Source organism: Deinococcus aetherius, from assembly GCF_025997855.1.
Classification (GTDB): Bacteria; Deinococcota; Deinococci; order Deinococcales; family Deinococcaceae; genus Deinococcus; species Deinococcus aetherius.
This window is the reverse complement of sequence record NZ_AP026560.1, coordinates 1,031,003-1,044,663: the sequence shown is the minus strand read 5'-3', so window position 1 is coordinate 1,044,663 and position 13,661 is coordinate 1,031,003. Positions and strand designations below refer to the sequence as shown.

10 protein-coding genes are annotated in these 13,661 nt (G+C 67.1%); 4 read left to right on the top strand and 6 right to left on the bottom strand.

What is annotated here, in order from left to right; all coding sequences use genetic code 11:
* Window positions 1-82 precede the first annotated feature (82 nt).
* Complete coding sequence (locus tag DAETH_RS05365) at window positions 83-766, top strand: hypothetical protein (protein WP_264776886.1); 684 nt, start codon at window positions 83-85, stop codon at window positions 764-766.
* A gap of 19 nt (window positions 767-785) precedes the next feature.
* On the opposite strand, the gene DAETH_RS05360 is transcribed toward DAETH_RS05365, so the two are convergent.
* From DAETH_RS05360 to DAETH_RS05350, 3 genes are all read right to left on the bottom strand, one after another.
* Window positions 786-1,193: a carboxymuconolactone decarboxylase family protein gene (locus DAETH_RS05360; protein WP_264776885.1), complete on the bottom strand. Its 408-nt coding sequence runs from the start codon at window positions 1,191-1,193 to the stop codon at window positions 786-788.
* A 65-nt stretch (window positions 1,194-1,258) separates the two neighbouring features.
* Window positions 1,259-1,735: an OmpH family outer membrane protein gene (locus tag DAETH_RS05355; RefSeq protein ID WP_264776884.1), complete on the bottom strand. Its 477-nt coding sequence runs from the start codon at window positions 1,733-1,735 to the stop codon at window positions 1,259-1,261.
* Between the two features lie 82 nt (window positions 1,736-1,817).
* Window positions 1,818-2,306 (bottom strand): OmpH family outer membrane protein, encoded by a 489-nt coding sequence (locus tag DAETH_RS05350; RefSeq protein WP_264776883.1) that lies wholly within the window; start codon window positions 2,304-2,306, stop codon window positions 1,818-1,820.
* A 115-nt stretch (window positions 2,307-2,421) separates the two neighbouring features.
* Between DAETH_RS05350 and DAETH_RS05345 the strand changes: the two genes are divergently transcribed.
* Window positions 2,422-3,057 (top strand): CBS and ACT domain-containing protein, encoded by a 636-nt coding sequence (locus tag DAETH_RS05345; protein ID WP_264776882.1) that lies wholly within the window; start codon window positions 2,422-2,424, stop codon window positions 3,055-3,057.
* 141 nt (window positions 3,058-3,198) lie between these two features.
* On the opposite strand, the gene DAETH_RS05340 is transcribed toward DAETH_RS05345, so the two are convergent.
* On the bottom strand, window positions 3,199-3,978 hold the full coding sequence (locus DAETH_RS05340; protein ID WP_264776881.1) for a hypothetical protein: 780 nt from the start codon (window positions 3,976-3,978) through the stop codon (window positions 3,199-3,201).
* A 306-nt stretch (window positions 3,979-4,284) separates the two neighbouring features.
* On the opposite strand from DAETH_RS05340, the gene rpoB reads away from it, so the two are divergent.
* On the top strand, window positions 4,285-7,743 hold the full coding sequence (rpoB, locus tag DAETH_RS05335; protein ID WP_264776880.1) for a DNA-directed RNA polymerase subunit beta: 3,459 nt from the start codon (window positions 4,285-4,287) through the stop codon (window positions 7,741-7,743).
* Between the two features lie 121 nt (window positions 7,744-7,864).
* A complete protein-coding gene (locus tag DAETH_RS05330; protein WP_264776879.1) occupies window positions 7,865-12,505 on the top strand; it encodes a DNA-directed RNA polymerase subunit beta' in 4,641 nt (1,546 codons plus the stop codon).
* Between the two features lie 50 nt (window positions 12,506-12,555).
* On the opposite strand, the gene DAETH_RS05325 is transcribed toward DAETH_RS05330, so the two are convergent.
* The gene (locus DAETH_RS05325) at window positions 12,556-13,089 is read right to left on the bottom strand and encodes a DUF2721 domain-containing protein (protein WP_264776878.1); all 534 of its coding nucleotides are present in this window, start codon (window positions 13,087-13,089) and stop codon (window positions 12,556-12,558) included.
* Between the two features lie 15 nt (window positions 13,090-13,104).
* Window positions 13,105-13,575 (bottom strand): hypothetical protein, encoded by a 471-nt coding sequence (locus DAETH_RS05320; protein ID WP_264776877.1) that lies wholly within the window; start codon window positions 13,573-13,575, stop codon window positions 13,105-13,107.
* Window positions 13,576-13,661 lie beyond the last annotated feature (86 nt).

Genomic DNA, 13,661 nt, shown 5'->3' with positions numbered 1-13,661 from the left:
ACTCCCGTCTGTCCAGTTCATAAAGTCGCCATCAATCACATGAGGGCGCTCGCTCATCTTGGGGCCTCAGGCTACGGGCGACATGAAGAAGCTTCTTGCACTCACGATCAGCGCCGGGCTCGCCACGGCGGGCGCTCAAACCCTTGGGGTCGGCTTTAGCACAGGCGGCGGCCTCGAACTGGGCCTGACGGGCGGCTACGCGAACGGGCTGAGCGGCGAGGCCTTCGTCCACGCGCCCAACCTCGCGGGACCGTTCGGTCTTAAGGTGGGGGCGAGCTACACCCGCGCCGCCGACGCGATCAACGACAGCAGCCCGGTTGACCCGACGGGAACCCTCTTCCCCACGACCTACACCTTCGGGCAGGCCAAGCAGGACGGAGTTGCCAGCGAGTCGGGCAGCCACACGGTCCTGAGCGTGGACGGCACCTACAACGTCGGGGAGCTGACCCCCGGCGTGGGCGCGACCCTGTACGCGGGCGGGCGTTACGGCTTCTTCCGCTCGACCGAGGACTACGGGACCAGCGGCAGCACGACCTACTCCAGCAACGCTTTCGGCATCGGCGCGGGCGTGATGGTGAGCTATGCGCTCGCCGGAAACCTCAGTCTGGTGGGCGACCTGGGCGTGGACCAGTTCTTCGGCTCCTCGATTAACACCGGCTCGGACACCTTCCAGCAGGGTGAGGCCGGGTATAGCGCCATCAGCAACAAGTTCGTCCGCCCCGGCACCGTCTTCAAGGCCCGCATCGGCGTCAAGACCACCTTCTGACCCTCGTCGCCCGGTGCCCTCACCCCTCGCGGGTGGGGGTTTTCTGCTGCGCCTCCAGCAAGGCCTGAAGTTGCGAGAAGGCCGCCACCACGCGCGGAAAGCCCAGGTACGGGGCACACAGCAGGAGGGCCTCGCGCACCTCGCGCTCGCTCGCCCCGGCCCGCAGGGCGCCGCGCAGGTGGGTTCGCAGTTCGGTCGGGCTGCCCAAGCTGACGAGCAGGGCGCAGGCGATCAGCTCCTTGGTCTTCAGGTCGAGGCCGGGCCGTTCGTACACCGTGTCGTAGGCGAAGTCGCGCACGTACGCCATCAGGTCGGGGTCGAGGGCCGCGAGCCTGGAAAGGATGCGTTCCTCCTGTGCCCCGAAGATCGCCCGGCGGGCCGAAACGTGCTCCTCCTTCTCCCCCTCGTCCCGCCTCTCGTCCGTCATGGGCAGCAGCGTAACAGGCCCCCGCTCCGCACGCGACGGAGGCGGGGGCCTGGGAGGGCCGGACCTTACTTCTTGATCGCGCGCAGCACGGCGGGCGTGAGGTCGGTCGTGGCGGTGTTGGCGTACACCACGAGGTTCGACTGGGCAGCGACCCGGCGGTCGAGGACCACGGTGAAGCCGCTGCCCTTGGCGACGTTCGCCACGGTCGTGTTGAGCTTACTCGCCAGGGGCTTGAACTGGGTCGCGAGGCGCTGCTGGTGGCTTTGCTGGGTGCTCAGGAACTCCCGCTGGGCCCTCTGGGCGGCCTGGATATCGGCCGCGCTGCGCGAGGCGTTGGCCCTGGAGATGAGCTGCTGAAGCTTGGCCTGCTTGCCCTTCAGGTCGGCGTCCACCCGCTTGGAGAGGCTGAGGTAGCCGGCGCTGCCGGGAAGGGCGGCGACGACCTGCTGCACGTCCACAATGCCGACGCGGGCGCGGGTCTGGGCGGCGTGCGGCACGGTGGCGAGCAGGGCCAGGGGCAGGATGAGAAGGGCAGGTTTCATCAGGATTGGGCTCCTCTAGGCTGGGAAGACTTCAACCAGAAACCCCCGCGCGCAGGCGGGGGCCGTTTCCGGGCGGCTCCGCTTACTTGACGGCCTTGAGGGTCGCCTCGGTGATGTCGGTGCTGTTGTCGGCGTAGACCACCAGACCGCTGCGGGCGGCGACGCCCCGGTCCATCACGATGCTGTACCCGTTCGCCTTGGCGGTGCTGTTCACGGCGGCGTCGACGGCCTTCTCGACCGTCTCCATCTTGGGCTTCATCTGGTCGTCGTAGGTCTTGGCCTTGGCCTGGAGGGTCGAGACCAGGGTGGCGCGGTTTTGCTTCTCGGCGGCGGTCGCCTGAGCGCCCTTGGCGTCGATGGCCTGAATCTGCTTTTGCAGGCCGCTGAGTTCGGTGTTCGCCTTCTGCTGGATCGCCTGGAGGTCCTTGTCGGCGGGGTGGGCGGCGAGCAGGCGCTGCACGTCCACGAAGGCGATCTTCTGCGGTGTGGTCTGGGCGTGTGGGGCGAGGGTGCCCAGGCCGAATGCGGCCACGATGGCAAGAGGGGCGAGCGCCTTGGCGTTGATCTTCATGGCGGGCAAGCTAGCACGGGCCTTTCTGAGCCGAATGAATCTCTTCACAGTCTACTCACATACCCAGTCAGCGGGCCGTCAGCCGGGAGGAGGATCGGGAGGGTAAGGTTGGGCCATGCTCGTACGCGACTGGATGACCCCCAGCCCCCTCACGGTCACGCCGGACACGACCGTCATGGACGCCCTGCGGCTCCTCAAGGAGCGGGGGTTTCGCCGCCTCCCCGTGATGGAGGGGAACCAACTGGTGGGCATCACCACGCGCAAGGACCTCAAGGACGCCGTGCCCAGTCAGGCGACCACCCTGAGCGTCTGGGAACTCAACTACCTCCTGAGCAAGCTCACCGTCGCCGAGATGATGGCCCGGCCCGTGATCACGGCACAGGAGGACGAGTCCCTCGAAGACGCCGCGCTGCGGATGCAGGAATACGGGGTGGGCGGCCTCCCCGTGCTGGGCGGCGACGAGCGCCTGCGCGGCATCCTCACGATCACCGACGTGCTGCGCGCCCTCACCGACATCCTGGGCCTGCGGGAGGGGGGCACGCGCCTCACCCTGGAGATGCCCGACACGCCGGGCAGCCTCGCCCGCGCGGCGGGGGCCGTGCTGCCCAGCAACATCATCAGCGTCGCCACCTCGGGGCAGGGGGAGAGAGGCGGACAGCCTCGCCGCCGCTTCGTGATGCGCGTGATGGGCGAGGGCGTGCGGGACGTGGAGGCGCGGGTGCGGGCGGCGGGAATAGACGTGGTGGAGTAGGCGCCTCGAAGCGGGAGGGAGAACGCTCCGGCGGCCTGATTCGATCAGGTTCGGTCCTCAGTCCTCAGGCGGGAAATTCCCCCGGCTCAGCCGCCAGGCTTGCTTGTCGCTGGCGCCTCGCCCTCCCGCAGCCGCTGCCGATCACCTCAACTCCCGCCGCAGCCCCGCCGCCATCTGGAACCACTCGCGCTCCTGGCGGCGGTAGAGATTTGTAGCCCGCTGCTCCGTCCGGGCGAGTTGATCGAGCAGCCGCGCGGCTTCGTCCCGTCTCCCCTGCTTCAGGAGGAAAGCGGCGTAGCGGGTGCGTGGTTCCTCCGTCGTGGCGGCGGTCATCGCGTCGCGGTAGGTCTGGTCGGCCTCGGCGGTCTTGCCCTGCGCTTCCTGCGCCTGGGCGAGCAGGGTCAGGCTGCGGGTGCGGGTGGCGGCACTCGTCTTGAGGTCCACCCGGTTGAGGAGGCTTTCGGCGGCAGCGGCGTTCCCCCGCGCGAGTTCGAGTTCGGCGCTCGTCAGCAGAACCACCGGATCGTCCGCGTAGATGCCGTTCAGCAGGGGTTGGAGGGTCGCCTGCGCCTCGTCGGGACGACCTGCTCGTGCTTGAAGGGCGGCAAGGTCGGCACGGTGGGAGAGGGTGTCGCTCTCGGCCAGCCGTTCCTGCGCCTCACGAATGCGGGTGTCGAGCGGCTTGATCGCCTCCAGCCCCGCCCCCAGGGCGGCCCCTGCCCGCCGCGTTCCCCCGCGCAAGCCCGGCAGGATTTCCAGGAAGAGGTAGGCGAGCACGGCCAGATACGAGCCGATCAGGAGGATGAAAATCCAGTAGAAGTTGCGCCGGGTAACGACCGCGTGGACCAGAAAGACGATTTGGAGTACGCCGGACAGGTACACCAGCCACGGGTACTGGTTGAGGAAGCCGAAGAGACTCACACCTGATGGTACGGGGTCCGGCGCCCAGGCGTTTCCGCACCTGTGGGGCAAAAGGTGCTATCCTCAGGTCAAACTCATCGGCCCCACCACGCCTCTTGACAGGCGCTTCTTGTCTCGTCTATACTTCCTGTTCGCCGACCATGATGGGCCGGACAGGAGAGCCTTGCAGGTACGCGCCGTTTTCAATTCGGACTCCACAATCTAGCACGTCAATGACGGGACACAGCCGGAGGGGCTGTCGTCTCGACTGCGCCGTTTCCCGCCCCGGAGGCCGCGCAGGAGTTTTTCAGGGGAACCGAGGTGTGAATGAGCCTTACCGACCAGAAGCCGCGCATCGAGCGTTTCGGTGAGATCACCGAAGTCATCCCGCTCCCGAATCTGACCGAAGTGCAGGTGAACTCCTTCAAGGCGTTCCTGCAAGCCGACAAAGCACCCGACCGCCGCGACAACACCGGGCTCCAGAGTGCCTTCCGCGAAGTCTTCCCCATCGACGAGACCGAGAAGGGCCGCTCCACGGGCCTCGTGCTCGACTTTCTGGAGTACCGCCTCGGCGAGCCGCCCTACACCCCCGAGGAGTGCCGCGAGAAGGACCTGACCTACCAGGCGCCGATGTACGCCAAGCTCCAACTGATCCACAAAGACAGCGGGCTGATCAAGGAAGACCAGGTGTTCCTGGGCGACCTGCCGCTGATGACCGAGGACGGTTCCTTCGTGATCAACGGGGCCGACCGCGTGGTGATCTCGCAGATTCACCGCTCGCCCGGCGTGTACTTCACGTCGAGCTACAAGGGCATCAAGAAGCTCTACACCGCCGCCATCATCCCCATGCCCAAGCGCGGGCCGTGGATTGAGCTGGAGTTCAACGGCGGCGTGCTGGAGATGAAGGTCAACAAGCGCAAGTTCCCGGTGAGCCTGCTGCTGCGTGTCCTCGGTTACGACGACGCCCAGCTCCGCTCCCTCTTCACCGAGTTCGAGCCCGACGCTGAACTCCCCGAGGACAAGAGTGCGGGCATGAGCGCCGACGAGGCCCTGCTGCGCCTCTTCACCGTGCTGCGACCCGGCGACCCGCCCAAGCGCGACAAGGCGATCCAGTACCTCTACGGGCTGCTCGCCGACCCCAAGCGGTACGACCTGGGCGAGCCGGGCCGCTTCAAGATGAACACCAAGCTGGGCGTGCACCGCGAGGAGCGCACGCTGCTGACCTTCCAGGACGGCAAGTTCAGCGACGCAGGTCTGGTGGACACCATCCGTTACCTGATGGCGCTGCAACGCGGCCTGGAGACCGTGGGCCTCGGCGCGGACGAGGACGGCGTGGTGAACGAGGTGCCCGTCACCGAGGACGACATCGACCACCTCGGCAACCGCCGCGTCCGCACGGTGGGCGAGCTGCTCGCCGACCAGCTCCGGGTGGGCATGGGCCGCATGGCGCGCGGCGTGCGCGAGCGGATGCTGCTGGGCAACCCCGATGCGGCGACTCCGACCAAACTCGTGAACAACCGCCCCATCGTGGCGGCGATGCGCGAGTTCTTCGGTCGCTCCCAGCTCTCGCAGTTCAAGGACCAGACGAACCCGCTGTCCGACCTGCGCCACAAGCGCCGCATCTCGGCCCTGGGGCCGGGCGGTCTGACCCGTGAGCGGGCAGGCTTCGACGTGCGCGACGTGCACCGCACCCACTACGGGCGCATCTGCCCCATCGAGACGCCGGAAGGCGCCAACATCGGCCTGATCTCCTCGCTGTCGAGCTACAGCAAGGTCAACGAGCTGGGCTTTATCGAGGCGCCGTACCGCCGGGTCGAGGGCAGCAAGGTCACCGACGACGTGATCTACATGACCGCCGACATCGAGGACCGCTACACCATCGCGCAGGCCAACAGCCCGCTGAACGCGGATGGCACCTTCGCCGACGAGCGCGTGCTGGCTCGCCGCAAGGGTGACCCCCTGCTGTACACGCCCGACGAAGTGGACTTCATGGACGTGTCGCCCAAGCAGATCGTCTCGATCAACACGTCGCTGATCCCCTTCCTGGAGCACGACGACGCGAACCGCGCGCTGATGGGTTCCAACATGCAGTCGCAGGCCGTGCCGCTCGTGCGCGCCGACAGCCCCGCCGTGGGCACGGGCGTCGAGGAGCGTGTGGTCACCGACTCGGGCACCAGCGTCATCAGCGACGTGACGGGCCGCGTGAGCTACGTGGACTCGCGCGTGATCCAGGTGACCCTGACCGAGGACTCGGCTCAGGCGGGCATGGTGACGGGCAACATCCGCACCTTCGAACTCGTGCGCTTCACCCGCTCGAACCAGGGCACCAACCTCGACCAGCACCCCATCGTGAGCGTGGGCGAGGACGTGCGGCCCGGGCAGGTCATCGCCGACGGCCCCGCCTCCGACCTCGGTCGCCTCGCGCTGGGGCAGAACATCACCATCGCCATCATGCCCTTCGACGGCTTCAACTTCGAGGACGCGATCTGCATCTCCGAAGGGCTCGTCCGCAAGGACTTCTACACCTCGGTCCACATCGAGAAGGACGAGATCGAGGCGCGAGACACCAAGCTCGGCCCGGAGAAGATCACCCGCGACATTCCGGGGCTCTCGGAAGCCGCGCTGCGTGACCTCGACGAGGACGGCATCGTGCGCGTGGGTGCGGAAGTCAAGCCCGGTGACATCCTCGTCGGCAAGACCAGCTTCAAGGGCGAGAGCGAGCCGACTCCCGAAGAGCGCCTGCTGCGCAGCATCTTCGGTGAGAAGGCGCGCGAGGTGAAGGACACCTCCCTGCGCGTGCAGTCCGGCCAGGGTGGCATCGTGGTGAAGACCGTGCGGTTCCGCCGTGGGGACGAGGGCGTGGACCTCAAGCCCGGCGTGCGCGAGATGGTGCGTGTGTACGTGGCCCAGAAGCGCCAGCTTCAGGTCGGCGACAAGGTGGCGAACCGCCACGGGAACAAGGGCGTGGTCTCCAAGATTCTGCCCCCCGAGGACATGCCCTACCTGGAAGACGGCACCCCCGTGGACCTCGTGTTCAACCCGCTCGGCGTCCCCAGCCGCATGAACCTCGGCCAGATTCTGGAAACGCACCTCGGAGAGGTCGCGCGCCTGACCGGGCAGAAGTTCATCACGCCCGTGTTCGACTCGGCCACCGAGATCGCCATCAAGGAGATGCTGGAGGTCGCCGCCGCCGAGAGGTTGCAACGCCGCAAGGACGAGGGCTTCGAGGTGGACAAGCGCGAGCAGGAAGTGCTGGAGCGCGCCGGGAAGCTGGGCGTCATCAACGCTCCCAACGGCGAGTTCGAGCCTGCTCAGATGAGCCTCGCCCGCACCGGCAAGAGCGTCCTGTACGACGGGCGCACCGGCGAGCCGATCAGCGGCCCGGTCGTGGTCGGCACCATGTACGTCATGAAGCTCTACCACATGGTCGAGGACAAGCTGCACGCCCGCTCGACTGGCCCGTACAGCCTGATCACCCAGCAGCCGCTCGGCGGCAAGGCGCAGTTCGGCGGCCAGCGCTTCGGCGAGATGGAAGTGTGGGCGCTGGAAGCGTACGGTGCGGCGCACACCCTTCAGGAGATGCTGACGATCAAGTCCGACGACATCGACGGACGCGACGCCGCCTACCAGAGCATCGTCAAGGGCGAGGAAGTCAGCGGCAGCACCATCCCCGAGTCCTTCAAGGTGCTCGTCAAGGAGCTCCACTCCCTTGGCCTGGATGTCGAGGTGCTCGACAACGGCGACAAGGCCGTGGACATCTTCGAAGGGATGATGCCGAAGCGATAAGCCGTCAGCTCTCAGCTTTCAGCCGTCAGCGGCGAAAGCTCAAGCCCAAGCCGAGGTTGCTGAAAGCTGACTTCTGATCGCTGACCGCTCCCCCAAGCCTCCCACCCAAGGAGCACTTGCTTTGAAAGACTTCAACAAGGTCCGCATCGCCATCGCCAGCCCCGCGAAGATTCGTGAGTGGTCGTTCGGTGAGGTCGAGAAGCCGGAAACCATCAACTACCGCACCCTCAAGCCCGAGCGCGAAGGTCTCTTTGACGAGCGCATCTTCGGGCCGATGAAGGACTACGAGTGCGCCTGCGGCAAGTACAAGCGCCAGCGCTACGAGGGCAAGGTCTGCGAGCGCTGCGGCGTCGAGGTGACGAGCAGCAAGGTGCGCCGCTACCGCATGGGTCACATCGACCTGGCAACCCCCGCCGCGCATATCTGGTACGTGAAGGACACGCCGAGCAAGATCGGTACCCTGCTCGACCTCAGCGCCGGACAACTGGAGAAAGTGCTGTACTTCAGCTCCTTCCTGGTCACCCAGCCCCTCAACGCGCAGAAGGAAGGCCGCCCGCTCAAGCGCGGTGAGCTGCTGACCGACGACGAGTACCGCGAGCTGCGCTTCGGGCGGCAGGAGACCTACACCATCCCCAACGGGCAGGAGGCGGTCGTCCGCGACGGCGAGTACGTGACGCGCGGGCAGACCGTCGGCGGCAACGTCGTGAGTAAGATGGACGGTCTGGCGCAGTACCGTTTCCCCCGCCGCGCCGAGATCGCCTACGCCGAGCAGGTAGAGGCCTCGCTGCCCCTGCCCGCCGACGTGCTGGTGGAGCAGGACGCCTTCCGCGCCGGTGAGATCTTGGCCGAGTTGGAAGGGGACGTGCAGATCACGAGCCCCGTGGACGGCACCGCCTTCCTCGTGGACCTCGGTGAGGACAGCGTGCTCATCGAGCTGCGCGACACCGTGGCCGCCCCCGAGCCCGTCGAGGGCGAGGAGGAACAGGCCGCTCCGAAGGGCGACCTGCTGGCCCGCGTGTACGTACCGCACGGTATGAACGTGGCCGTCGTCCCCGGCGAGATCGTGGAGGCTGGGACCGTGCTGGCGAGCGCCGAGGCGGGCAACCGTCTGCGCGTGAGCCGCGACAGCCGCCTCTCGGCCGTGACCTTCCCCAAGAAGAAGGGGGACGTGAAGGCGACCGTCCACTGGACCCGCCGCGCCGAGTACCCCATCAACCCGACCATGCACGTCCTCGTGGGCGACGGCAGCGAGGTCCGCGCGAGGCAGCGCGTGATCGGCGCCATCGACAAGGACGAGGAGGTTGTGGCGGAAGCGGACGGCGTGATCACCCTGCACGCGCCCGCGAGCATCATCGTCTCCAAGGCGAAGGTGTACGCCTATCAGGACGAGCCCCTCGTCGTGAACGGCGACCGGGTGGAGCCGGGTGACGAGCTGGCCGACAGCGGCAATCTCCGCAGCGAGATCAGCGGGCGCATCGAGATCGACCTCGTGCGTAAGCAGGTTCGCGTGATCGAGTCCTACGACTTCGAGGCCAAGATGGGCGCCGAGGCGGTCAAAGAACTCCTCGACGACCTCGACCTGGATCAACTGGAGGCCGAACTCGGCGAGCAGATGCGGGACTCCTCGCGCCACAAGCGCGCCAAGGCCCGTAAGCGGCTGGAGGTCGTGCGCGCGTTCAAGCGCAGCGGCAACAACCCCTCGTGGATGATCCTGGAGACGGTGCCGGTCATGCCGCCCGACCTGCGCCCGATGGTGCAGGTGGACGGCGGGCGCTTCGCCACCTCCGACCTCAACGACCTGTACCGCCGCCTGATCAACCGCAACAACCGCCTCAAGAAGCTGATGGGCCAGGGCGCCCCCGACATGATCATCCGCAACGAGAAGCGGATGCTTCAGGAAGCCGTGGACGCCTTGATCGACAACGGGCGGCGCGGCAGCCCCGTCACCAACCCCGGCTCCGACCGCAGCCTGCGCTCGCTGACCGACCTGCTCGGCGGCAAGCAGGGCCGCTTCCGGCAGAACCTGCTCGGCAAGCGCGTGGACTACTCGGGTCGAAGCGTGATCGTGGTCGGCCCGCAGCTCAAACTGCACCAGTGCGGGGTGCCGAAGCGGATGGCCCTCGAACTCTTCAAGCCGTTCCTGTTCAAGGTGCTCGAAGAAAAGGGCGAGGTCACCAACATCAAGCAGGCCCGCAAGATGCTGGAGCGCTACCGCGACACCCGCGACTCCGTGTGGGACGCGCTGGAAGAGGTGATCGAGGACAAGGTGGTGCTGCTCAACCGCGCGCCCACCCTGCACCGCCTCGGCATCCAGGCGTTCGAGCCCGTGCTCGTCGAGGGTCAGTCCATCCAGCTTCACCCGCTCGTCTGTGAGGCATTCAACGCCGACTTCGACGGCGACCAGATGGCGATTCACGTCCCGCTGAGCGCGCAGGCGCAGGCGGAAGCCCGCATCCAGATGCTCTCGGCGCACAATCTGCTCTCGCCCGCGAACGGCGAGCCCAACGTCAAGCCCAGCCGCGACATCATCCTCGGCATCTTCACGCTGACGCAACTCCGCCGCGACAACCTCGGCGCGGGCAGCGCCTATTCCAGCGAGCAGGACGCCCTGGCCGCCCTCGACGACGGCAAGGTCGCGCTGAACACGCCGATCACCGTGAACGGCGTGGAGACGAGCCCCGGGCGCATCAAGTACGTCTTCTCCAGCCCCGACGAGGCGATCATGGCCGTCGAGCGCGGCGGGATCGACTACCAGGACCACGTGCGCATCCGCCTGAACGGCACCGTGTACGAGACCTCCGCCGGACGCGTGATGTTCCGCCGCCTCGTGCAGGAGGCGCTGGGCAACCAAGCGCACCTCGTCGACACGCTGGTCAACCTCGACACGGCCTACGAGAAGGACAACCTCAAGGACATGATCATGGGGTGCTTCAAGCATCTCGGGATCGAGGCGACGGCGGGGCTGCTCGACGCGCTGAAGGACAGCGGGTTCAAGCTCTCCACGACCTCGGGCATCACCATCGGCATCGACGACATCGTGCTGCCGCCCAACAAGGCGGAGCTGCTGGCGGAGGCCGACGAGAAGCTCAAGTCCATCGAGCAGAACTACGAGTTCGGCTTCATGACGGAAGAGGAGCGGTACAAGCAGGTCGTGCAGCTCTGGAACGACACCACCGACGAGGTGAAGAACGCGGTCTTCGAGAACTTCTCGCAGAACTACCCCTTCAACCCGCTGTGGATCATGTCGCAGTCCGGCGCGCGTGGTAACCCGCAGCAGATCCGTCAGCTCGCGGGAATGCGCGGCCTGATGGCCCGCCCGGACGGCTCCACCATCGAGGTGCCCATCAAGGCGTCCTTCCGCGAGGGTCTGACGGTGCTGGAGTACTTCATCTCCACCCACGGCGCGCGTAAGGGCGGCGCGGACACGGCGCTCCGCACGGCCGACTCGGGCTACCTGACCCGCAAGCTGGTGGACGTGGCCCACGAGGTCGTCGTCCGCGACGTGGACTGCGGCACTACCGACTACACGGTGATTCCGCTGGGCGGGACCGACGAGCGCACGGGCGAGTGGCGCACCCGCAAGGGCAGCGAGATCGAGACGAGCATCTATGGTCGGACCCTCACCGCCGATGTGGAGGTCGCGGGGCGCACCCTCCCGGCGGGGCAGATGCTCAGCCTGGAGGACGTGAAGGCGATTACCAAGGACGCGAGGACCATCGGCGAGGTGTTCGTCCGCACACCGCTGAATTGCCGCGTGAAGGCGGGCGTGTGCCAGAAGTGCTACGGCTACGACCTCTCGCAGGCCAAGCCCGTCAGCATGGGTGAGGCGGTCGGCGTGGTCGCCGCCGAGTCCATCGGCGAGCCCGGCACGCAGCTCACGATGCGTACCTTCCACACGGGCGGTGTGGCGGGCGGCGGCGACATCACGATGGGTCTGCCCCGCGTGATCGAGCTGTTCGAGGCGCGCAAGCCCAAGAACCAGGCGGTCGTGGCCGACCGTGACGGCGTGGTCCGCATCGAGGAGGAGGAGGAGCGCTACCTCGTGCGCATCGAGGCCGAGGACGAGGCCTTCAGCTCCAAGACCGCGACCAAGATCAGCAAGGGCCTGCGCCTCGTCGTCCGCGACGGCGACCGGGTGGAGGCGGGCCAGCCGCTGACGCGCGGTGCCGTAAACCCGCACGACCTTCTGCTCTACCGCGACACCGACGCCGCCCAGCGTTACCTCGTGGAGGAGGTGCAGCGCGTGTACCGCTCGCAGGGCGTGAAGGTCCACGACAAGCACATCGAGGTCATCGTGCGGCAGATGCTGCGCTACGTCGAGATCACCGACGGCGGCGACACCGACCTGCTGGAGGGTCAGACGGTCGAGCGCTGGGAGGTTGATGGGGCGAACGAGGCGCTGGAGGACGGTAAGACGCCCTCCTCCTGGAAGCCGGTGCTGCTCGGCATCACCAAGAGCAGCCTGACGACCAAGAGCTGGCTGTCGGCGGCGAGCTTCCAGCACACGACGCACGTACTCACCGAAGCCTCCATGCGCGGCCAGGTGGACGATCTGATCGGCCTGAAGGAGAACGTGATCCTCGGCAAGCTGATCCCGGCGGGCACAGGCCTCACCACCGTCCGCGAGATGCAGGTCGCCGACGAGCGCACGCTGGAGAAGTACGGCGAGGAGAGCCGCAGCCCCGACTCGGTGACGGGGACGCAACGCTACGACGACACCCGCCCCGGCAGCACGCCGACCGTTCCCGGCTACGCCGACTGAGCACGGCTAAACTTCTTGACCCCCACTCGGAGACGGGTGGGGGGTTTTCGTTACACCTCGCGCGCCACCTTCTCGGGCTCGTCGCTGTAGAGGGTGGCGTAATGCTGGCCGAGGTTGACGAGGAAATGCATCTCCTCTTGCGTCGTCCGCGCACTCAGCCGTGTCTCGAAGCTCAACAACAGCGCTCCGTAAGCCAGGGAGGCCGCGCCGAGGATGGCAAGGATCACCGGCGCAGGGCCGAACGCCGCCCCAAACAATGCTCCCGAGCCGATCAGGATGCTTGTCAGAACGAGGAGGGCGACCGCAACGTACAGCGCCGTCATGGCCCGCTGGATAATGCGGGTGCGGCGGGCGAGGCGTGGCAACTGGCGGATGATCATGCGTTTTTCCTCGCGCGCCAACGGCTCCTGCTGTCCGTTCTCGGAAACGAGCACTTTGAAACGCGCCGTAAGCTGCCGCACCCGGTCCGTCGCGCGGCCCAGCCGCGTACTCGTGCTCATCAGCAGGGTGCCCGCGCCGCTGATCAGCACGGCGGGGGTGATCATCGCCGCGAGGACGCTGAGGGTGGGGTCGGGCGCCGCCATGCGTCCAGGGTACGGCTAGCGGGAACTTACCCCGCAGATGCCACCTGTACGGGGCGGACATCTGCCATCGCTCACCCCGAAGCTGCCCTTCTCGTCGCCGGTGATGACGAGGCGGACAGGCTCTCCGTTCCGGCGAAGGTCGGTACTGGTCGCCGTCCTCCCCGCGTCAAGCACATGGATGATCAAGTTGCCCCGCGCGGGCAGTCGCCCTCTCCAGGTCAGCTTCTCGCCGATCCCGACGGGGCGGCTCTCGATATTGACGGCCTCGCCCCCTGGTGTGATGGCCGTGACGAGGATGCGGAGGGGACCGCCGGGCTGGGTGCGTCTGCGGGACAGGTCGATCTCGACGGTGAAGGGCACGGACGCTCCGCTGAACCGCGGGGCTTGTGCGAACGGCATCAGCGGCGCCGCCGCACCTCCACCGCGCGCCATTGCAGGCGCGGCGAGGACGGCCAGGAGGACCCAGGCGAGGGTATGGGCGCGCATGTTCAACCTCACTCTCGCAGCATACTTCCACCCTTACACCACACCCGTCGAAGGTGCATCTGCCCCTCCCCCCACCCTGCCCAACA

What these genes read in the sequence shown, in the direction of transcription:
- DAETH_RS05365 (WP_264776886.1), top strand. Translation starts at nt 83, where the DNA reads ATGAAGAAGCTTCTTGCACTCACGATCAGCGCCGGGCTCGCCACGGCG.
- DAETH_RS05360 (WP_264776885.1), bottom strand. Translation starts at nt 1,193, where the DNA reads ATGACGGACGAGAGGCGGGACGAGGGGGAGAAGGAGGAGCACGTTTCG.
- DAETH_RS05355 (WP_264776884.1), bottom strand. Translation starts at nt 1,735, where the DNA reads ATGAAACCTGCCCTTCTCATCCTGCCCCTGGCCCTGCTCGCCACCGTG.
- DAETH_RS05350 (WP_264776883.1), bottom strand. Translation starts at nt 2,306, where the DNA reads ATGAAGATCAACGCCAAGGCGCTCGCCCCTCTTGCCATCGTGGCCGCA.
- DAETH_RS05345 (WP_264776882.1), top strand. Translation starts at nt 2,422, where the DNA reads ATGCTCGTACGCGACTGGATGACCCCCAGCCCCCTCACGGTCACGCCG.
- rpoB (WP_264776880.1), top strand. Translation starts at nt 4,285, where the DNA reads ATGAGCCTTACCGACCAGAAGCCGCGCATCGAGCGTTTCGGTGAGATC.
- DAETH_RS05325 (WP_264776878.1), bottom strand. Translation starts at nt 13,089, where the DNA reads ATGGCGGCGCCCGACCCCACCCTCAGCGTCCTCGCGGCGATGATCACC.
- DAETH_RS05320 (WP_264776877.1), bottom strand. Translation starts at nt 13,575, where the DNA reads ATGCGCGCCCATACCCTCGCCTGGGTCCTCCTGGCCGTCCTCGCCGCG.